Origin of the sequence: Microcoleus sp. B5-D4, from assembly GCF_036705145.1 — a bacterium.
GTDB lineage: Bacteria > Cyanobacteriota > Cyanobacteriia > Cyanobacteriales > Microcoleaceae > Microcoleus.
Genome location: NZ_JAUBTV010000055.1, coordinates 13,894 through 32,826, shown reverse-complemented (window position 1 = coordinate 32,826; position 18,933 = coordinate 13,894). Strand labels below are relative to the sequence as shown.

The 18,933-nt window shown below is 44.5% G+C and carries 16 protein-coding genes; 6 read left to right on the top strand and 10 right to left on the bottom strand.

Translation table 11 applies throughout. The features are described from left to right. Positions 1–159 precede the first annotated feature (159 nt). Both QUB10_RS22605 and QUB10_RS22600 read right to left on the bottom strand, forming a co-directional pair. Positions 160–762, bottom strand: coding sequence for a hypothetical protein (locus QUB10_RS22605; protein ID WP_333205521.1), 603 nt, complete (start codon positions 760–762; stop codon positions 160–162). A gap of 88 nt (positions 763–850) precedes the next feature. Next, on the bottom strand, positions 851–1,048 hold the full coding sequence (locus QUB10_RS22600; RefSeq protein WP_333205520.1) for a hypothetical protein: 198 nt from the start codon (positions 1,046–1,048) through the stop codon (positions 851–853). A gap of 270 nt (positions 1,049–1,318) precedes the next feature. Here QUB10_RS22600 and QUB10_RS22595 point away from each other — a divergent pair, with 270 nt between their 5' ends. Together QUB10_RS22595 and QUB10_RS22590 are read left to right on the top strand one after the other, a co-directional pair. Further along, positions 1,319–3,964, top strand: coding sequence for a DEAD/DEAH box helicase (locus QUB10_RS22595; protein ID WP_333205519.1), 2,646 nt, complete (start codon positions 1,319–1,321; stop codon positions 3,962–3,964). Between the two features lie 215 nt (positions 3,965–4,179). After that, positions 4,180–5,361, top strand: a complete 1,182-nt coding sequence (locus tag QUB10_RS22590; protein ID WP_333205518.1) for a hypothetical protein — start codon at positions 4,180–4,182, stop codon at positions 5,359–5,361. Between the two features lie 7 nt (positions 5,362–5,368). Here QUB10_RS22590 and QUB10_RS22585 read toward each other — a convergent pair whose 3' ends face one another. Beyond that, positions 5,369–6,373, bottom strand: a complete 1,005-nt coding sequence (locus QUB10_RS22585; protein WP_333205517.1) for a hypothetical protein — start codon at positions 6,371–6,373, stop codon at positions 5,369–5,371. A 354-nt stretch (positions 6,374–6,727) separates the two neighbouring features. Between QUB10_RS22585 and QUB10_RS22580 the strand changes: the two genes are divergently transcribed. From QUB10_RS22580 to QUB10_RS22570, 3 genes are all read left to right on the top strand, one after another. Further along, entirely contained in the window at positions 6,728–7,159 is a 432-nt protein-coding gene (locus QUB10_RS22580; protein WP_333205516.1) for a helix-turn-helix transcriptional regulator, read from the top strand. Between the two features lie 127 nt (positions 7,160–7,286). Beyond that, entirely contained in the window at positions 7,287–7,997 is a 711-nt protein-coding gene (locus QUB10_RS22575) for a hypothetical protein (RefSeq protein ID WP_333205515.1), read from the top strand. A gap of 273 nt (positions 7,998–8,270) precedes the next feature. Beyond that, positions 8,271–8,948 carry a response regulator transcription factor gene (locus QUB10_RS22570; RefSeq protein WP_333205514.1) on the top strand — a complete coding sequence of 226 codons (678 nt, stop codon included), beginning with the start codon at positions 8,271–8,273 and terminating at the stop codon, positions 8,946–8,948. An 81-nt stretch (positions 8,949–9,029) separates the two neighbouring features. Here QUB10_RS22570 and QUB10_RS22565 read toward each other — a convergent pair whose 3' ends face one another. Together QUB10_RS22565 and QUB10_RS22560 are read right to left on the bottom strand one after the other, a co-directional pair. Continuing rightward, positions 9,030–10,193 carry a hybrid sensor histidine kinase/response regulator gene (locus tag QUB10_RS22565; RefSeq protein WP_333205513.1) on the bottom strand — a complete coding sequence of 388 codons (1,164 nt, stop codon included), beginning with the start codon at positions 10,191–10,193 and terminating at the stop codon, positions 9,030–9,032. Next, positions 10,190–12,124: a type IV secretion system DNA-binding domain-containing protein gene (locus tag QUB10_RS22560; protein ID WP_333205512.1), complete on the bottom strand. Its 1,935-nt coding sequence runs from the start codon at positions 12,122–12,124 to the stop codon at positions 10,190–10,192. Before QUB10_RS22560 ends, QUB10_RS22565 begins: the two co-directional genes overlap by 4 nt. Before the next feature lie 83 nt (positions 12,125–12,207). On the opposite strand from QUB10_RS22560, the gene QUB10_RS22555 reads away from it, so the two are divergent. After that, positions 12,208–13,278: a DUF5895 domain-containing protein gene (locus QUB10_RS22555; protein WP_333205511.1), complete on the top strand. Its 1,071-nt coding sequence runs from the start codon at positions 12,208–12,210 to the stop codon at positions 13,276–13,278. Positions 13,279–13,281: 3 nt separating this feature from the next. On the opposite strand, the gene QUB10_RS22550 is transcribed toward QUB10_RS22555, so the two are convergent. The 5 genes from QUB10_RS22550 to QUB10_RS22530 form a co-directional block, all read right to left on the bottom strand. After that, positions 13,282–13,920 carry a hypothetical protein gene (locus tag QUB10_RS22550; protein WP_333205510.1) on the bottom strand — a complete coding sequence of 213 codons (639 nt, stop codon included), beginning with the start codon at positions 13,918–13,920 and terminating at the stop codon, positions 13,282–13,284. Positions 13,921–14,590: 670 nt separating this feature from the next. Next, a complete protein-coding gene (locus tag QUB10_RS22545) occupies positions 14,591–16,678 on the bottom strand; it encodes a hypothetical protein (protein ID WP_333205509.1) in 2,088 nt (695 codons plus the stop codon). A gap of 327 nt (positions 16,679–17,005) precedes the next feature. Continuing rightward, positions 17,006–17,227, bottom strand: coding sequence for a hypothetical protein (locus QUB10_RS22540; protein ID WP_333205508.1), 222 nt, complete (start codon positions 17,225–17,227; stop codon positions 17,006–17,008). 293 nt (positions 17,228–17,520) lie between these two features. Further along, positions 17,521–18,195, bottom strand: a complete 675-nt coding sequence (locus tag QUB10_RS22535; protein ID WP_333205507.1) for a hypothetical protein — start codon at positions 18,193–18,195, stop codon at positions 17,521–17,523. After that, positions 18,192–18,752, bottom strand: coding sequence for a hypothetical protein (locus tag QUB10_RS22530; protein WP_172186631.1), 561 nt, complete (start codon positions 18,750–18,752; stop codon positions 18,192–18,194). The genes QUB10_RS22535 and QUB10_RS22530 overlap by 4 nt, the downstream gene beginning before the upstream one ends. Positions 18,753–18,933: the final 181 nt, after the last annotated feature.

Genomic DNA, 18,933 nt, shown 5'->3' with positions numbered 1-18,933 from the left:
ATTGGTAGCAGTAAGGTGCGCGGCGTACCCTACAGATAAAGTTTATGCGTAACTCTTAATTAACTGTAGTGATAAAGAAGTTGTTTTTCTCATTAATTTATCAAAGAAGTTTGTGAGTTTATTTATCACACTAGCTCGCTATTTTTGTTTAATAACAGCTCATCTTTCCTGCATCATCCAAACCAGAAAGCCCAAGATTTGCTCAACAGGAGGTAGTGGATAATCTGTAAGGTCAATGGACGCGCATTGCTCTTCTAGTTTAAGAAACCGCCAAACTGTACCGCTAGTTACCGTTCCGTAAATCGTCGATATCGGCTGTTGCTTTTGTTGATTAAAGCGTTGAGCTGCCACCATTTCTGCAAGGCATTGCCCAAGAGCCGGTTTAAGGTCTTCTTTTTTGGCTTCCACCAATACAACCGCAGGGGCTTTAATGTAGAGTTGTTCCGGGGAACGACTCAGGAGAAAGTCAACATAGCCTGTGAGTTCAGCCTCCGGTTCTACATTGAATTCCTCGCCGGAAAAAACGCTAATCAGTCCTTGAAGCTGGCGTTTTACTTCTAGTAACACAGGATTGATAATCCCTTCAGAACGAGCTTTTTCGCTACTCACCGCGATCGCCCAAGGAATTGTTTCTTTGAGAGTATCTTGTAGTAAAAGACTAGGAGTCACTGGGAGGATTTCTGGTAAAAAACGCGCTCCTTCAATGATTGTGAGATGAAAATCTTCTACAGCTTTGCTGAGAGTGAATTTACTGTAAGGCATAGGTTTATTATTCTTAATCGGATACTATAACACTTCTGGGTTAAATGAGGTAAGTCTGGTAATTGGTAATTGGTAAGCTGTCGCGTCTTTAAATTATATACTTAAATCCTTGTATAAAAAGCGTAAAAATTTCTCCCTCTCTCCCCTTCTCCCTTTCTCCCCCTCTCCCTCTCTTCTTTGCTACATTCCAACCTTCAACTCCGAACTGCACTCTCTCCCCTTCTCCCTTTCTCCCCCTCTCCCTCTCTTCCCCTCTCCTTCTCTTCCCCTCATTCCCAACATACACTTTAGATGCGTAGCAGCTTAGGCAGTTGACACCTCACTTGCTTGAGAACCGCTATATACATGGCAAGTGTACTGTGTTAATGCTAGCGTCTCACGAGGCGGGGCGATCGCGCAGTGAGGTGGAAGTCTACCGCTTTGTTGGTTCCTGAACCAAAACCCATAATTGCTACCAAAATCAGTCCGACTCCTAGTTTTTTTATTAATTTCCTCTCTCGTTCTTTTTCCTACCTATCGGTAGTAAGAGAGAAAAGATTCATTCTTAGAGTGACCAATGCCTCCCAATTATATCAACCTTCTTTCCCAACTAATAGCCAGACATGATTTTCACCAAAATAACTTCCCAGAAGCAAGCCATTTGCAGCCAACTGCAACAGCCGATTTGTGTGAGTTTTTAGGCGAAGAGGTTATTTATCAGACAATCGCGACTGCTACAACTCCTAAGCTCTACAAAATTCCTCAAGACTTGCCACCTTCAATAATTTCTGCTTTGCACAGCCAAGGCATTCAACAGCTTTATTCGCACCAAATTAAAACACTCAAAGCCGTGCGCCAGGGCAAAGATGTCATCCTCAGCACAGCAACAGCTTCTGGCAAATCTTTAAGTGCGTACTTGCCTATTTTAGAGGGCATTCTCCAACATCAATTTACTGCACTCTCTATTTATGGTTTGAAAGCTTTAACAGCCGACCAAAGTCAAAAACTTGCCGATTTGCTCCAACTGATTCCTGAGCCTGCGCGCCCGCGCCTTGCCCTTCTAACTGGGGATACTCCTCCCAAAACCCGAGAACAATTATTAGCTGCAAATCCTAGCATAATCAGCGCAACACCAGAGTTAATTCACTATGCGCTGAAAGGCGTTCACTGGAGTCAGCCTTGGCAGCATTTTTTAAGTCGCCTCCGCTATATTGTCCTAGATGAAGCTCACACTTTTAACGGAGTTTACGGAGCTAACATGGCTAGCTTAATTCGCCGCTTAAAATTGGCAGTAGACGAGCGCGGAGGTTCTTCTCAAAAACTGCAATTCCTGATATTGAGTGCTACCGTTGGCAACCCCGTTAAATTAGCGAAGTTACTATCTGGTAGAAGTCGAAAGCGAAATATCAATAAACCCGAGCGGTTAGTTTGGATTAACTCTAGCGGAGCTGCTGTCCCAGAACGGCAATTAATTGTTACTAAACCGACTCATGATGCTAATTCCGATGTTGCTCGCATCATTATGTTTTTGTTGCAGCAAGGGCAAAGTGGAATTTGCTTCGGTAACGGCAGACAAGCAATTAAGAACTTGTGGGCAACTTTTAAGCAAGAAGCTGTAACTCAAACTAACTCGGGAATTGAGTCGCAAGTAGCAATTTTCTACGGCAGTTTAACAAGCGAGCGCCGCAGGGAAATTATTAACTCTTTGCAGTCAGGAACAGTTAAGTGTATCCTCAGCACTAGCGCTCTCGAAGCAGGAATTGATTTGCCTCAACTTGATTTTGCTATTATTAGGGGATGGCCGGGAAGCTTGCAAGCTTTCAGGCAGAGGGCTGGCCGGGCTGGTCGCGCAAACTCCGGTTTAATTGTCTTCATTCCCATTGCACAATCACCTTTGGATAACTATTTTGCCGAGCGCCCTGAATTGTTGCTGTCGGCAGAATCTGAATTGGTGAGCTTTAATGCCAATTATCCCATAGATATTGCCAAACATTTGATGTGCGCGGCTGTTGAAACTGGCATTCCTGCCAATAAGCTCAAGCACTACTTTGGCAAGAGCGCTCCTCAAATTGCAACGGCTTTAATTGAGCAAGGTGTTCTTCACAAAAGTCGGGATAAATTATGGGCCAAGGGCTTTCCCCATAAAGATGTAAACTTTCGAGGGGGAACGGGTGCTAGCACGATACAACTGGTGGATGCAGATACTCAAGAAGAGATTGAACTCCTCAGTGCGGAGATTGCTTATCGAGAGGTATTTCCTGGTGCTATTTACCGCACGCAAAACTCAGACGGCTGTTTGGTGACTTATACTTCGCGCTCGCTCTTGAATGGCAAAGCTATTTTGCAAAACACCCCTGAAACTCGACTGTTTACTGTAGCGATTAGCCACACTGATACCAGCCTCAAGCAGAATTTGAGTTTGCCTCAACAAATCCCGTTGGTTATTCCAGAAGTTGAAGGAAATGTTCAAACCAATTCAACGGATAGTAAGACAATGCCAGCTCAAGCTATTCTGGAACTGGTTTGGGGAGAAATTAGCCAACTCGTCACGGGTTATCAATTATTAACTCGCAATTACGAGTTAACTTGTCTCAATAGAAAGTGTGTCAATTACAAAGAGCATTTACCAAAATGTACTGCCTGTCCTGTTTGTGGTAAGAGAACTCGCTCTGCTGAGCTAACATCGGTTCTTAATGAGGTAAACTTTGAGCAACCTTACGAAATCAAATTTGCGACTCCTGTACTGCAAATTAGTTTGAATTCCCCGGTTGAATGTTACCTGCAACACGTAGTAACAGCTACTCGCCAGGAATTGCTTCAGTCTCAACAGCCGATTCCTCCCGGATATCAGCAGTTGTGGGAGTACCCCGCGAATTTGTTGGCTATTCACAGTTTCGGCCATCAAATTTTAGCAGCTTTACCTCTGACTATTTTGGCTTCACCTAATGATGTGAATTTTCTAGTAGAGAAGAGAGGTGCAAATGACTATGCAGGACTCTTTTACGATTTAGCAGAAGGAGGTTCGGGAACCTCGGAAGCTATTTTTCGTTCTCTCCCTCAATTAGCTCATGCGGCTGCTGAGTTAGCCCGCAGTTGTTCTTGCAGTTCTGGCTGTCCTAAATGTTTGATTCAGTCGGGATGCCCTGATGGTAACAAAGCTTTACTCAAGCAGGTGGGGCTGCTGCTGTGCGAAGCATTTTCTACTCCTCAAATATCAAAATAATTGGTGGAATAGACGGCTGAGAAAGGGGAATGGGGAGAGAGAAATAGGGAAAATGGGAGTGGGGAATAGAGTGTAGCTTTTTTCAAACAAAAAAGCTACACTGTATTCCCAATTTTTTTTACTGTTTTTATTAAACAAGACGCTGCTTGCATCAACATAGAATTGTGCGAACCGCTACTGCGGTTTTTATGGGTGCATTTTTCGGACTTGTACTCATGAAAAACCAGCTTTTATTACCAGTTATTGACTCCAAAACTAGAGAGTCAACGCTGTTACATTTCAGAAAGCAACCCTATAAACTAAAGAAAAAGCAAGCTTTAATTCCCAACCTCAAACGAGATTTAAAGCATGGCTGGCTTTTAACAATTCTCGCACAAATAGACCGATGTTTATGGGGAAGGTGGGATTATTGGGCTTTGTGTCAAGCTGTCCCCGCTCATGCCTGGATGCGGTGGAAGATGGAGCCAATGCTAGCCATTCTGGAGAACAGAAAACCAGAAATTTTACCCAAATTTGTAATTGAGGAAACTTTGCCAGCAGAACCGATTCCCCAAATCGAATGGCAGCATTCTCCTACCGCAGAAGCCATGCTAGATAACACTCTCAATTGCATTCCTCAACATGGAGAATGGAAAACTTGGTCAGCTTGGGACTATTTGGAGTTTTTCTTGGACTGGGTTTTGTTCGCATTCGGACATCCAGCTTATAAAATGTTACCCAAAGAACCCGCCGGCTGTGAAGGTGCATCAATGCGTCTCTATCAGATGTTTGACCTGTCAATTCTCATGCTATATCCTGAAGATTATATGGGCAGACTGCTACCCCAAATCTGCGGAAAGACTGCTCAAAAAAGTTCAGGGTTTTATCCGACACCTTTAGCTTTGTGTCAGTTGATATCTAAGTTAGTCAGTGGTGATAAGACAGAGCGAATTTCCAGCTTCAATGAACCCGCTTGCGGTACGGGTGCTTTAATGTTAACACAGTCGAATTACTGTCTGAGCGGTATCGGTCAAGATATAGACCCTACTCTGTTAAAATGCGCTTTGTTTCAGTTTTATATGTTTTCACCTTGGCTGGCTGTTCCGATTTGGTGGTTGGGTCAAACTGATTTGCTCCTTGGCAATACTTTAAGTAGCGATAGACCTCAATCAATAAACGCTGCTTACTGGTATAATGAGTGGTTTGAGCCTGTCGAATCTCAGGCTAAAAATGATACTGATTATCCAGGCGAACATGAAATAAGTTCAGGAGAAAGCTCAGAAGTTATTGACTTGAATGAGAAGACATCAATTCACTCAAATCCAGTAGTTCAAGAAGTTGTTAATGGCCAACGCCGACCCAGAAATACGACAACATCGCCTCATCAATTTACGCTGTTTAATTTAGACGAATTCTAGCCCTATACTACTTACCAACTGTTGCTTGAAGGATTTGTGCTGCCCAATCTACTACAGCCAGCCCTTGAGTTTTAGCCGCATCTTGCATCTGGGCTTGCAGGTGTATCGGGAGCTGTAGAGTTAAGGTAAAAGTATCTCGTTGGGCTCGTTTTGCCTTTTTGACTAACTCTGGTTCGATCCATCGATCGAGCCACAATTTACATTTAGCTCCTCGTTCGTTACCATCTTTCTCAATAAAGCTTAGTTTGCCTAGCTTTTGACAATAAAAACTGTGAGGGTCGTCTTGAACAGGCTCAAAACTGCAATGATAGCAATTCCAGCAGCTTCGGCATTGAGTTTCTGACTGACTGGATGTTGCTCCCAATCCCTCAGCATTCTCTTGAGTGGCTGCTGAAATCTCACGGTTTGACGATGGATGATTGGCCCAGAGAGTTCGTTGGTTTTTGGAACTGTTCTCGTTGTTAGACTTATTCCTCGAATTTTTTTTCTGGTGTTCTTCAACAACTCGGGCAACGTGAAAAGCCGTAAGTTTGCCGTTCGGAGCAGTAGAAACGGCTTGGGCCCAAGCCCTAGGCTGCTCTTGGGAGGGTAGTGCTGTTAGAGGGCGAACTTGGCGCTCATTGGCGGGAAGGATTTGTGCGCCATGGCGCACATTTTCATAGACGGTTGCCGCCTCGATCAATTGGTAAGCCCAGCGACGAGACATTTCCCACCGATTAGTGCAATAGTCTTCAAACGTCGAGAAGTCTTGTCGGTAGAGGCGGCGATCCCGGATATGGCGCAAAGCTTGCCCTATTTCCCAGAAAGCTTTCAAGCTCCGTTCGACTTTCGCTTCCAAGCTGCTTAATTCTAATGCTTCAGCATCAGTGAGCGTACTGCTCTGAGCAGACAAATCTTTAGCGTCGGCTTTGTTTAGGTGGCAGTCCTGTGCAACTCTCGCAGGGAGTTCAGCGCTGGGAACAACAGAGAAGTTATGTGCATCAGAACCGCGAACTGTTTTGGAGGTTGACATTGATGTTCCGTCCGTCTTGCGCGGTGCAAGATTAAGTATTGCATAGTGCAAGGGTAGTTGCGTAATCGATTAAGGCTGTGATGGCTCAAATTTTGTAGAAAGGGCGTAAAATAGCGAAAAAGTATCGGCTTCAACGCAGCAGAAAGTAAAATAGTGTACGGTAAAAGCGTTAGTTGACATCCTCCGGGTGCGTTCGCGCGCGGGGATTCCCAAGACCACTCTTTGGGCTTCCTCTTTCCATTACTCGGCTTACACTCGGAGGAGTCTCCTCAGCCAAACTCTTGTCGGTGTCTCGCAAGGGCGTTAGTTCCCGTGTGCCCCAGGACTTTAAACCTAAATTTTCGGTAAGCAATTGTGACTGTTAGCTCTGTATCTTCTCTTATACTCGATCGCCAAAAGCGGCTGACTCAGTTGATAGAGCTGCTGCTGAAAGAAGGCTGGACTCAAAGCGCTTTAGCGTCCGCTATCGGAGTAGATTTTTCAACCGTATATCGGTGGTTAAAAGGGAAAACGATACCCGAATCCGATTCTAAGAACTTTCGGCAACTGGCAAAGTTAAGCGGTGGCAGTACCAAGACTCTGCAACTTTATTTGGATGGAGAAATATCCCTATCAGTTTATCAACGCGGTTTGGATGAGGTGGCGATCGGTCAGGTGAGTGGCAGCAAGAGGGTAGGCTCTGAAAAAATTAAAAAAGAAGTTTTAGCAAAGATCTATTCCCTCGATCCAGATGATATTGCCGATATCATTTCCTCCTCAGTAGCATTTTTAGCCAAACTTGTATAATTAGGTAACAAGCAGCCTACACCCTCACGGTTTTCAGTTGAGAAGCCGGAAAAGTCAGCGTCTCATTCCCCACTCCCCCTGACTTCTGGCGATCGCCGCTATTGCTCAGTCTTTTATGCTCTGAGCAATGTACCTCCTTACTCTATCAGACCTCAATCAAACTATTCATACTAGCCCACTACAAGAGCCACCTCTTGTTCCTTCCTATCTGCAAGAACGCTTGCAACTGCTTGTCAAGCAAGTTTTAATGGGATTACCTGTCGAGCCAATACTCAACAGTCAGCCCCAGTTCCAGCAGTGGGTTTTCCAGCTCCAAGAACTATCGCCATCACTGTTTTTACCGCAGCGAAAACTGTTTGTTGACATTCCACTTCAAACAAAACTAGACCGAACAAAAAGGGGAGTGACAGAAGAAAATTCTTCCCCTTCTCCTCCATTTAAAGTGATACAAGTCCGTACAAATGTGGGTTTAGTCAAAGGAACACCCAGACTATTTGAGTGGGCGATTCGCCATCCTGTACTGACTTGGCAAGACCGAGTTAAGTTATGGGTAGCTGCCGAATTCTTCGAGATCGAGCCTCACAAGCTACAACTGATTATTTTGGCACTGCACCCGACTCAACCAGCAGAAAAAGTTCTGTTTGCCTGGGACAGCAAGCAACACCGACACACTCAAAATTGGCTTTTGACTACCATTGAACGAGAGAGAAAACAAACAGTTATCAAGCTCAATGGTCATCTAACACCTCAACCGAAGGAAGTAGCAACAGCTATCAATTTGGATGAAGTCAATTTGGATGAAATCAATTTGGATGAAGTCAACGAAGTGTCGATATAATCTGTTCAGATTGTGTATAGCTCTTCTGGATTTGTGGTGGCAACGGTAGTGTGAGCCTCTCGCGCGGGCTTTTCGGGCCGCATCACTAGAATTTTTCTGAGCACCTAAAAATCTGGAGAATCGACTTTATTACCATCCTCCTATCGAGAGACATCCACCTTCCGACGAAATTGCCCAAAAATCAATACTTTTCTTCTCTCCATAGGAGGATGACACTCTTTAATATGAGGAAAAACAATAGACTATGGATAAAATGTAGTAGGAATCTTAGCCGTGACTGCAACTACCGCCACCCAACCAAAAACAAGCCAACTAAAAACCATCCTGATAGTTGAAGATGACCCGATGATGCAGCTCGGTCTACAGCATATCCTCAATAACCAACCCCATTTAACAGTTGTCGCACAAGCTGTTAACGGCAACGAAGCCGTCAGTGCTGCACTGCAACACCAACCAGACATCGTGCTGATGGACATTGACTTACCCGGAATCGACGGTATTGCAGCCGCGCAGCAAATCAGAGCCTCACTGCCGCATACTCGTATCTTGATGCTCACCCACCACAGCAATCCAACTCAGGTAATGGCGGCTTTGTCAAGTGGCGCTCATGGCTACTGCGTTAAAGGCACTAACGCAGAACAACTTCTAGCAGCGATTACGACTGTGCAAGAAGGTGGCAGTTACCTAGACCCTAAGATTGCCGACTGCGTGCTGCAAAATCTCAAAACGCCACTGCCCGATAGCTATGCGAATGACGACATCAAGCTGACAGAACGGGAAATGCAGGTTTTGCAGCAGCTAGTTGAGGGTAAAAGCAATAAACAAATCGCTGCTCAACTAGGAATGAGCGTCCACACCGCCAAAGGTCATGTAGAGATGATTATAGCTAAATTTGAAGCGAGCGATCGCACCCAGGCTGCCGTTAAAGCACTGCGTTTGGGGCTGGTTTAGCCGTTGGAATGCAGCTTCTAATTGTTCTAAAAAAAGTGGTTTTTGAGGCGTAGCTATCGCGTAGCAAATTATGGCATCTTGTCAATCTTCAAACTTTGGCAATGTCAACCAAAACCTCGCTCCTTTTCCCAATTCGCTATCAACGCCAATCTCTCCGCCGTGAGCCTCAACAATTTGCCTGCAAATGAAAAGTCCCAATCCCAATCCTTGCCTTAAACTAACTCCAACTCCCCTCGTATAAGGCTCGAATAATCTTGCACATTGCTGAAGAGAAATTCCTGCCCCATTGTCTGCAACCGTACAGCGAACCATCTCACCTTCCTTTTTAGCTTCTACCGTCAAAATAAACCCAGACTGATTGTATTTAACAGCATTGTCGATCAGATTGCCAAACACCCGCCAGAGCTGCTGGGCATCAGCATTGACTAAAGGCAAATCGGCTGCAAAAAGCTGCTTAACCTTGACTCGATGCTGGTTGAGAATTGGTAATCTTTCAATAAGAATATTTTGGACTAAAGTGGGCAGCGACAGCGGCTTCATGGCTAAAGAAGCACTTTTCACATCAAACTGTTGTGTTGCTGTTAGTGACTCAATCAACTGGAGTTGGCGCGAACAACTTTGCACCATAACCTCCATAGTCCGCCTATCAATAGCAATGTTACTGCCAGCATCATTGAGGCGACTTCGCAGCAGCAGCGACATTCCCGATAGAGGCGATCGCAAATCGTGCGAAACAGCGTGCAACAGCATTCTTAAATTGGTTTCTGCTTGCTGTCTTTCTTGAATTTCCTGGCTGAGCTGAACATTTTGTGCAGCCAATTGCACGTTAGCGCAGCGAAGTTGCTGCTGCAAGCGCTGCATTTTAAGTTGGGCAGATACCCGCGCTAACACTTCAACAGGCTCAAAAGGTTTTATAATGTAGTCAGCACCGCCCGCCTCAAACCCTTTTACTTTGTCAAATACGTCATCTAAAGCGCTGATGAAAATTATAGGGATATCACAAGTAGCTTCAGATGCTTTAAGTTGACGGCAGACTTCATAACCATCCATACCGGGCATTTTTATGTCTAGCAAAATCAAGTCTGGCGCTTGCAACTCTACTGCTTTTAAAGCTCGCTCTCCACTAATCAACTTCCTGACTTTGTAACCATTTTCAATTAGCAATTGAGAGAGTAGTTGAATGTTAGCTAGAATATCGTCAACAATCAAAATGTCAGCCAAAAATTGTTTAGTTTGCTCCATCATCTATCGTCACCAAAGGACAGAGTTTTGAGTTTTTTCCGAATATTGCCAACCGCTATTTTCTCAGCCGCACTGTTCGCACCAGCAGCATTAACAGGCGACTTAACATCAGCCACAGTCACGGGTTCTTCTGGATCGTTCGGATGTGGCAGCAATTGGTAAGCGAATCGAATCCGCTGATCCAGCTCTTCATCTATATTGAGCAGTTTACCCGTCTGCTGCTCTACTGACAAAGCTTTCGCCCGCCTTTCAAGCTGCGGTCTGATGCTGCTGTCCCACAGTTGTTCAGACTCTTTAGCTCGCTTTATGTCGCCGGGCCGCACCGGAATCTTGAGAGGGTAGGGAAATAAAGCTTCCGTCCCCGTTGCGTAGGCCGGTGAAGTGATGACGCACTTGCCTTGAGGAAACCTCAGAATTTCGTCAGGACTAATCAGCGGTTTCTTTTGCAACTGTTCGCTCCAGTTGACAGAACGGCTCGTTTGCTGCCCCGTCGAGCTGCCGGTCGATCGATTTTTTACCAGCACTTCCACTTCCCCGTACCGCTTAGAATATTTTTCGGCTGTCTCAAAATCGCCGGGGTTGAAGAGGACATGAGTTGACAGAGCACTGGCGATCGCCGCCCCTTTTTTATCCCCATAGAGATTGTAAAGCTGATTGAGTGATTGAATGCCAACAATCGGCACGCCGCCAGCAGAACGATATTCGTTAGCCCACTGATCCATTCTGTCGAACTTGAGAGACGGAAACTCGTCTAAGCAGTACAAAAATGGGTCAGAACGTACCCGACTCAAATTAGACACCACACATAAGTGAATAGCAGCAGCTAACAGCGGCCCCACTACAGTGCGTCTTTGGTCATCTAATTTGAAAATAATGCACTTTTTCCCTTCTAAAGCAATTGGAATGGTGCTGCGACCAATAAATGCCCGCAACAAATCTTTTTGAATGAAACTGGAGTAGGTAGCCTCTGCGGTGGCCTTGATGCCCGCCACTGTTTTTTCAGCATCTTTTGAACTTAATAACTGCGAAAAACTAGAGGCAATCCACCTGTCCATTTTGAGGGGATGACCGTCTGGTCGGTGAACGGCGTGGTCGATGCGCTTGACCAAATCAGGCAGTTGAATAATTGCGTACACAAAAGCTAAATCCGGGTAAGGACTGCTTTTTGCCAACTGCACTAAACCCTTCGCCATCAACTCGCCTGCTTTCTCAAAAAACTCATTGCCTTTACTCTCCCCCGGACTAGCATTTCGAGCAATAACTTGTCCAATTTCTGCTGCCATTACTGCATCTTGTGCATCTCTCATAAAATCCAGAGGATTGATAGTGCCGCTGTAAGCTTCCCCTGGCGCAAACACTTGCACATCGTAGCCATAGCGCACTGCAAGGGGTGCAAGCACTTTCATCTGGTCTCCTTTTTTGTCGTAAATAATGGCAGGAAAACCTTGCTGGAATGCACTTTCAACCATCCGGTCAATGACGCTGAATGTTTTGCCAGAACCCGGAGCACCAATGACTAAAGTTCCGCGTTCTGCGTGGGGAAACCAAACCGTCGGATTTGCACCTAATAGCGTTTGCAATCGAGCACTCAATCCCTGACAACCTTTAAACCAATAAGTCGGCGTACCGCTCCACAAAGTAACGGGCTGCCGTTTTTTTTCTTTCATTTGCTTGAGGGCAGAGCCTGTGGCTGCCAATTTTTCTGCCGTCCCGCACAGCCGCCCGGAGGTAATTTTACCTTTCCCGTTTCCAACTAATTTGGAAGCAATAAGTAAGCCTGCCATTAGCCCTAACATTGCCAGTCCCTCTGGCTTCATAAACTGACCCAACAACCCGCCAAAATCGATGCTAGTTAACGAACGTTTAGGAGGTTGAACTGCCATTGGTATCAAGGTAGCTTTGTTAATTTTAGGCAGAAATTGCAAATTGTTCATTTTTTTTAGCTCTTAAAAAAACTAAATGTTTCAGCTAGCGGCTATCGCCTCAAGGGGGAGACAATGACAAAAATAGGTAAACAATGGTAAGAAGCAATAACGCGAAATCTCCCAGTAAGACAGTACAGAATTCTAGTGGAAAGTCCAACACGCAAAAGAACAAGAGTGCTGATTCTTACGAGATAGATCCGGAGCTATTCAACAGTGATTACAACCAAACTCGCAAGCCCTCTTTGCCCTATGGAATCGTGATTAACGATAACCCAGCAGGTATTTTGCTCCCGAACGACCAGCTTGTCAAAGCGGAATGGCACGTAATGCCTAATGTTGAGGAATTGACAACGGTCGAACTAAGCGAAGAAGTGACAGGCTTACTGCTCCCAAAAGCGAGAATGTTGGTATTAGCTTTTGTGCCTGAGTACATCCGCTACAAAGATATTGAAGAAAATGGAGAATTAGCAGGTAGTTTTATTGGGCTTTACGACGAATATCGCGATTCCCTCGATAAAAAGACGCAGGAAGTGTGTTCCGAACACGCTCTCATCTTTCTAAATCCCAAAAACCAACCCCTGCATCAGGTACCGATTGTCGTCCGCTTCAAGAATGTAGCCCTCTGGAGCTTTAAGAGCGCTAGAGAAGAATTTTACCGCAATTTGGAACGGGCATTTGCTGATTGCTTTGGGAGAGATTACAGCGGTAAAAATGACAAGTGGCGCTCTTTGGGAGTGTTGAATGTCGAGTTTAGAGCTATCAAAGAAGGGGAAGGCAAAAATAAATCGTTTTGCTGCAAAACTCACAGCATTACTCAGCCAACTGATGCTAATTTTCATAAGCTATTTCTCGGTCAAAAACAACAAAAGAAATTGATTTGGGGACTGCACAATAACATTGCTGGTTTCATTGAGGCTAGCGATGCCGGGTTGCCAGCTATAGCTGCTGGTGCCGAACCTGAAGTCCAGGCGTTGCCAGAAAGCCTAACTAACCGCAAAGGTCGAGGTAAATTGTCGCCCCCTCGCAAAATTGCACAAGTTGAAGGAGGAACAGACTCAGAATTAGAGGAGTTAGATGAATTGTCGGAAGCTGCTGAGGTTGAGGTTGAAGTTGAGGTTGATTCAGAAGAAGATTTTGACTTCGATGAACCCGCCGACTACTAAACACTAACCATCTTTGAAAAGCTGGCTGTCAGCAAGTTGATAGGTAAGGCCGTCGTAGCAAAATTGAAGCTGGCGGCGGCCTTCTTTGGAAAGCTGATTCACTCCTAGACAAGGCAAACCCTCGTGCGAGGAACTGTCAGCCTTAAACAAAGGAGTTTTCGGCGGTTTATGGGGGTCGAGATAAGCTGCAAATACTTCTGTTGGCATTTGACTTGAATCATTAGGAATTAAGTAGCCAACATAAAGGCAGCCTTTTGTACCGCACAGAGCGGAATTATTGAAATCATAAAGGTTCAGCCGTCCTACCGAGCCATTAACTTGCCACACTCGCATTCTCTTAATTGCTTCCGCCGCTGCACTTTGCCCAGCCGCTACTTTGAGTTCTGGAAGGCTGCTGTGTTCCTTTACGATTAGGGTTAAAGTTTCTTTTGGAGTGACTCGCAAAGCTTGTTGCCAAGAAGCTGGTGCGGTTGTTGCTGAACTAGAATTCGTGCAAGCAACTGTCCCCAATAATAGCGACAGGGCGGTAAAAACTGTCAAACCAATGCGAAACCAGTAACCAAGTTGATTTAACCAAACCGGGGGTTTTACAATCTTTTGGCTGCCTGCTGTTTTTTGCTTAACTCGATTTTGTTCAACCATTTGTTACTCCAATTATACAAAACAACAGAAAAAAAAGGACAATAAAGCGGAAGAAAAAGACACGAAAAGAGAGATTTCTTTGCTTAATTAAGCTGTTGTATGTCTAAAATTTACAGTCAATTTTAATGACTTCCTTATCGGAATATAAAACGACTATGCAATTTAGAGCGAGAACAACTTAGGAACAAGTCATATCAAATCCGTTGATATCGGAATTATTAATCTCTCTCTTTTCTTTCTCTGCGTCCTCTGCGTCCTCTGTGGTTTAATCATTCCGATGCCACCGGAATAGATGTCAGAACAGAAATGCAATAAAATTCAGGTTTCGGAATAGATATCAGAACAGAAACGTAAGAAAATTCATGTTTTAAGCACTTAAAAACGTCCTGTTAGCGAAAAAGTTGTTATAGTCCAATACGCTTGGGTTAGCCCTTTCAGACGAATTCCATTTCACGAATTTTTAGGATATACAGACTTGTGAAAGGAAGTCAGATTGTTCTTACTTGAACCGTATTGTGTTATAGTTCACTCGTGAACGCAGAGACACTATTTGTAAGGTGTTTGTAGGTGTTCTTCGGTGCAGTTGGCCACAAATACTGTAAAATTTGCTGTCTTGCGTAAGTCCTATATTTGTTAATACCTTGCATTTCCACTTCCCCTTTCCCTTTGTTCAATGGGAGAGCACAGCCGTGCCAAGAGTAACAGCTAGCCCCAAAGCGATTAGCATCAGAAAAATTTGCTGCTTTCGCTTGTGAAACAGTCGAATTAAAAACCACGTTCCCACCAAAAAAGAGCTAATGAACAGCGCCACCTTAATACTCCAACTAGCATTTAAAGTAATGCCGGAGCCGACCGAGTTGCTGATGCCATTGCTGTCACCAGAATTAGCTTGGCAATTGTCGCTGGTATTGTGGTTATAAAGCTCTCGAACTTTTTCCCCGTACTGTTTGAGAGAGTAGCCACCTAAAATGTTGGAATAGCTGGCATCAATTTTACTGCCAGAACCCCCAAAGTGTTTCTGTGCTACTCGCTCAATTAAGCGATCGCCCTTGAACACCTGCCCAGTTTTAGGGTCAATTTCCTGTTGGCTGCTGACTAAGTTCTCAGCTAGAGAATTTTGCAAGACTTTATCCTGAACAGCAGGAGGAAAATATTGGAAGAGTTCCTCTCTTGTAGGTTTTTGACCTTTGTTGACGTTCAGGATAAAGTTAGCCGCCCCTGGAATTGAGCTGACAGCACGCTGCACGTCTTCCCGGTAACTCATCAACTGATAGCGACCGATCGCCCGCCCGCAGTTGCGAGATCCTTCGGTACAAACCATCTCGCCAATGGCTTCGTAGTCGGCACTGGCTGTATTTTCCCAATTGGAGATTCCTTCAGAAAGTTTCGCTAACGCCTCCCCTAATGAAGCCACATCCACACCGCTAACGTAAGTCGCGGGGCGCGCGCACTCTCGCTTCGATTCAGGTACAGGCTGAGTTGGTAAAGTGTTTTCTTTAGCTTGATTGGAACTCAGCGGCTTTGAAGGTTTTGTTTCAGATGCGACGCCTTTTGAACGCGAAATACTGTTAGAAGAACCGCCCTCCAATCGACCGACAAACATAGGCGAATTAACGCTGTAACTGAGAAACGGAATCGGGCCAATAATGTAAGGCGATTTGCCGCAGGGCAAACTAAACCTGAAGTACAGAGCCGTGTCAACAGTATCGCTGGTTTCTGACGGTTCCATTACCACTACTTTAAACACTTCCCCAAAAGGATGCCGGCCCGTCGGTTCCCAACCGGTCAAACAGCCAGAACCACCTCGCACTTCCTGATATTTGCCGCTAATCCACTGCTTGCCTTCTAGTGGCCCTGTGGCGCGGCGACCGGCGTTTTCCATGTCGTCGAGTTCGATATAAGCGCAATCTTTCTCGCAGGCTACCGCAAATCCTTCTACATCAGAACCGGAAATTGTGTTATTGCGCTTGCTTTCGTACCGACTGTAAATCATGTCAATTCGCATGATTGTGCTGCCAATAGACGCAATAGGAACCGGAAAATTAGAAAGCGGGACTTGACTGAGTAGCGGAATATTGCTGATGAGTTCCTCTGACCACCCAGAGAACTGTTCTAAATTTACGCTATTAAGATTGGGAATTTGGGCGAGCGCAAACTCAGATAGGTCAATTTGGTTAAGTTTTGCCTGCGCTAGTTGCGGTACTTGTTTTACAGCTTGACCAATTGGTAAATGGTTGATGTTAGAGTTCACTCCGGCTATTTGAGAAGATAAAGTAGCAATTGGAGGAACATCGCTCAATTGAAATTGGCTAAGATTCGGAACAATTTCAGCTAAGTGACCGACAGTTTGCTTACCAGCTAAGGGAAATGCTGACAAGCTGATATTCTCTAAATTGATATCCCCTAATGCCAATTGTTCAATTGCTTGCAAAGAAAGAATTTCAGGTTTTACATCGTTAATGTCCCCCAGCTTCAAGATGTTGTCAACAGAAGTGCCGGCTTGCCAGCTTCGACCGCCAGAACTTCCAGAACTAGCAACGGCTGGCAGGGAATTGAAGGTAATCTGGCTCCAATCGGGCAGCAAAACTCTTGATTGTTCTTTTTCCCAAATTTTAGTAGGTAAGGAACTAGCGCTAGCAATTGATGGAAAGCTTAAGAAAGTAATGCAGATGAAAGCAAAAATTAGGCAGAGTGTACTGGCAGCTATTAAAGCCGAGCCTACCTGGCTTATTTTTTTTAACTGCTTTGGACTGTTCATGGGAATCCTATTGATGTTAACTCAAATTAGGTAAAAAAAGCTGCTCTATTCTTTCTAATTTGGAAAAACTTTAAACGGTTTTTAAAACCTTACGAAAAATAGAGCAGTATTGCAGAAATTAGCCATCAGCTAAATCTCCCTCTCCCCCTCTCTTCCTCTCTCCCTCTCTTTCTCTTTCCCTCTTTTCCTCTCCATTTTAAGAATTACCCAAAAACCCGCTCTTTCTATGTAATTCCGTCATTCTAGGTTGAACATGAGAACGAGAAACTGTTTTTTTTAGGTTGATAGTGCGTCCTGGACTGCATTTCTCCATCTTCGCTTTTTTCTTTAATCAAGCTCCAGCTCAAGCTGTGGATTCGGGCGGACTGCTGAATCTGTCCAAGGAGTATCTGCTAGGTTGGACAAGTCATACACATTTTCTTGGTAAGCGTTGTCAAAATTACCTTGACGAACTTCTTTAGATGACGAGTAACCGACAGTCAAATCGGGTTCCGCTTCGTAACCGGAGTTGTTATAGCCAGAATTAGGTTCAATCGATGAATTATGCATGGTTTTTATGAGTTCATGTGGTGAACAATTCCAATTTAAATCGCATCGAGTTCCTGCAACTTCATTCCTATGAGCGATTTTGTTCAGTAAAAATTACCCCCTCCACATGGAGGGGGCAGCTCTATGAAAGTTACCTAACGGCTCTCAGCACTGGGCAATGCTATGAAACCTGTAAAAATGTCTTTTAAGAGAGAGTAGGAACTAAAAGCTAAAGAATACCCATGCTTAAGAGAGGGGATATGACGCAGGTTGGGGTACGTTTAAAGCTACCAAATTCCTTCCCCATTTTTTATTTAAAATTTGTTCATTAAGTCCAAGCAAATCACTTGGTTTGGTGCGAGAACACCTCCGACTTTTATTACTTGCAGCTCTCCGGTTTCGTGGGAATATTGTGCTTTAACTTGGGCAATTGCTGCATCTAAACTAGATGCCTGAGCAATATACACCTTCTCAAGAGCACTTAGTACCCAAATAGGTTTGGGCCACTTATGTCGAGGTTGGAGAAGTGAATAGTAAATCACTTGACCAGTGTAATGAACAATTTGCTCGATCGCAGTTTCCGAACAAAACTCCCCCAATTCTGACTCAATACATTGTTTGAGTTCTTTCGCAGGAATTTGCTCAAAAACTGATTCTAAGAGCATTAATGCTGGTCTTGTCTGCTCTAATTGAGTGTGTTCCTGCACGACTAATGACTCTACGAAATGACTCACCTGGTTGATGATTGAGTCAAAATCTAGCTCCATCAATAAATGACCTAAATACTCCCTTAACAAATTTCTTAGCTTTTCATCAGAGATATTGATACCGCAGGTTTTTAGATAAAGTGAAGGTTTATTACCCAAATTCCGACCGCAGCCAACTTCTCCATTAGCTGCATCTTCTGCTTCTATCAGTTCCATCAAGCGCGGATAACTGGTTGTATCATCTATTGTGGATTGGGGCTGGGAGGGAATTGAGTTACTCATTTGTCTTTCCTTAATGTTTCAAAGTAATTAAGATTGTCGGGTTCTTCAGGATCTGGACCGCAGTCTAGCAGCCCCACTTTCAACTTTCTATAAAATACTAGCGCACCAGGCAGTGCGTGGAAGCCTATCCTTCCTTGGTATCCTAGTTCCTCACTACGAGCGATCGCAAAATCTATTAGAGTTCCACCTACTCCTTTATAAGTGGGAGGATTGCTAATAGCTGGTCGATTCCAGGGAGCCGTTGCTAAGGCTTTGACGTACACCAATCTTCGTCTCAATTGAGACTCAATATAGCAGCGTTTTTTTAAAATATCGATAGTCATTAAACCCTGAGTTATGCCATCACACTCAATGGCATATAGTTCATCTCCTGGTAAAAACTGAGTTCTATAGCTTTTACTAACCCAATTCCAGTATTCATCTTCTTCTCCACTCCCTCGAAGCGTTGGTTGCCACAGGGTTGTCGCATCTTCTAAATGCTTCTCAGTAACGGATGTCAGGATAGCATTAACTACCTGTCGATCTCGAACTCGAAGAAGCTGGATAGGGCGATTCAATTGCCAAACCTAATTATTGTGACAACTACATTATATCAATAGTCCGGACAGTTTTTATATGGCCCAATGGCTTATGCTCGCTTGACTTTGAGCCACTGTGGATAATTAAATCAATGTCAGCTCCACCCCTGACTTACATTTAATTCGACTTTTTTATGCTCCCTGCCCCGCGTAAGCTTGT

Excerpts from the sequence above, each read along its gene's own strand:
- QUB10_RS22605 (WP_333205521.1), bottom strand. The coding sequence starts at position 762 with ATGCCTTACAGTAAATTCACTCTCAGCAAAGCTGTAGAAGATTTTCAT.
- QUB10_RS22595 (WP_333205519.1), top strand. The coding sequence starts at position 1,319 with ATGCCTCCCAATTATATCAACCTTCTTTCCCAACTAATAGCCAGACAT.
- QUB10_RS22590 (WP_333205518.1), top strand. The coding sequence starts at position 4,180 with ATGAAAAACCAGCTTTTATTACCAGTTATTGACTCCAAAACTAGAGAG.
- QUB10_RS22585 (WP_333205517.1), bottom strand. The coding sequence starts at position 6,373 with ATGTCAACCTCCAAAACAGTTCGCGGTTCTGATGCACATAACTTCTCT.
- QUB10_RS22575 (WP_333205515.1), top strand. The coding sequence starts at position 7,287 with ATGTACCTCCTTACTCTATCAGACCTCAATCAAACTATTCATACTAGC.
- QUB10_RS22565 (WP_333205513.1), bottom strand. The coding sequence starts at position 10,193 with ATGATGGAGCAAACTAAACAATTTTTGGCTGACATTTTGATTGTTGAC.
- QUB10_RS22560 (WP_333205512.1), bottom strand. The coding sequence starts at position 12,124 with ATGAACAATTTGCAATTTCTGCCTAAAATTAACAAAGCTACCTTGATA.
- QUB10_RS22555 (WP_333205511.1), top strand. The coding sequence starts at position 12,208 with ATGGTAAGAAGCAATAACGCGAAATCTCCCAGTAAGACAGTACAGAAT.
- QUB10_RS22550 (WP_333205510.1), bottom strand. The coding sequence starts at position 13,920 with ATGGTTGAACAAAATCGAGTTAAGCAAAAAACAGCAGGCAGCCAAAAG.
- QUB10_RS22545 (WP_333205509.1), bottom strand. The coding sequence starts at position 16,678 with ATGAACAGTCCAAAGCAGTTAAAAAAAATAAGCCAGGTAGGCTCGGCT.
- QUB10_RS22540 (WP_333205508.1), bottom strand. The coding sequence starts at position 17,227 with ATGCATAATTCATCGATTGAACCTAATTCTGGCTATAACAACTCCGGT.
- QUB10_RS22535 (WP_333205507.1), bottom strand. The coding sequence starts at position 18,195 with ATGAGTAACTCAATTCCCTCCCAGCCCCAATCCACAATAGATGATACA.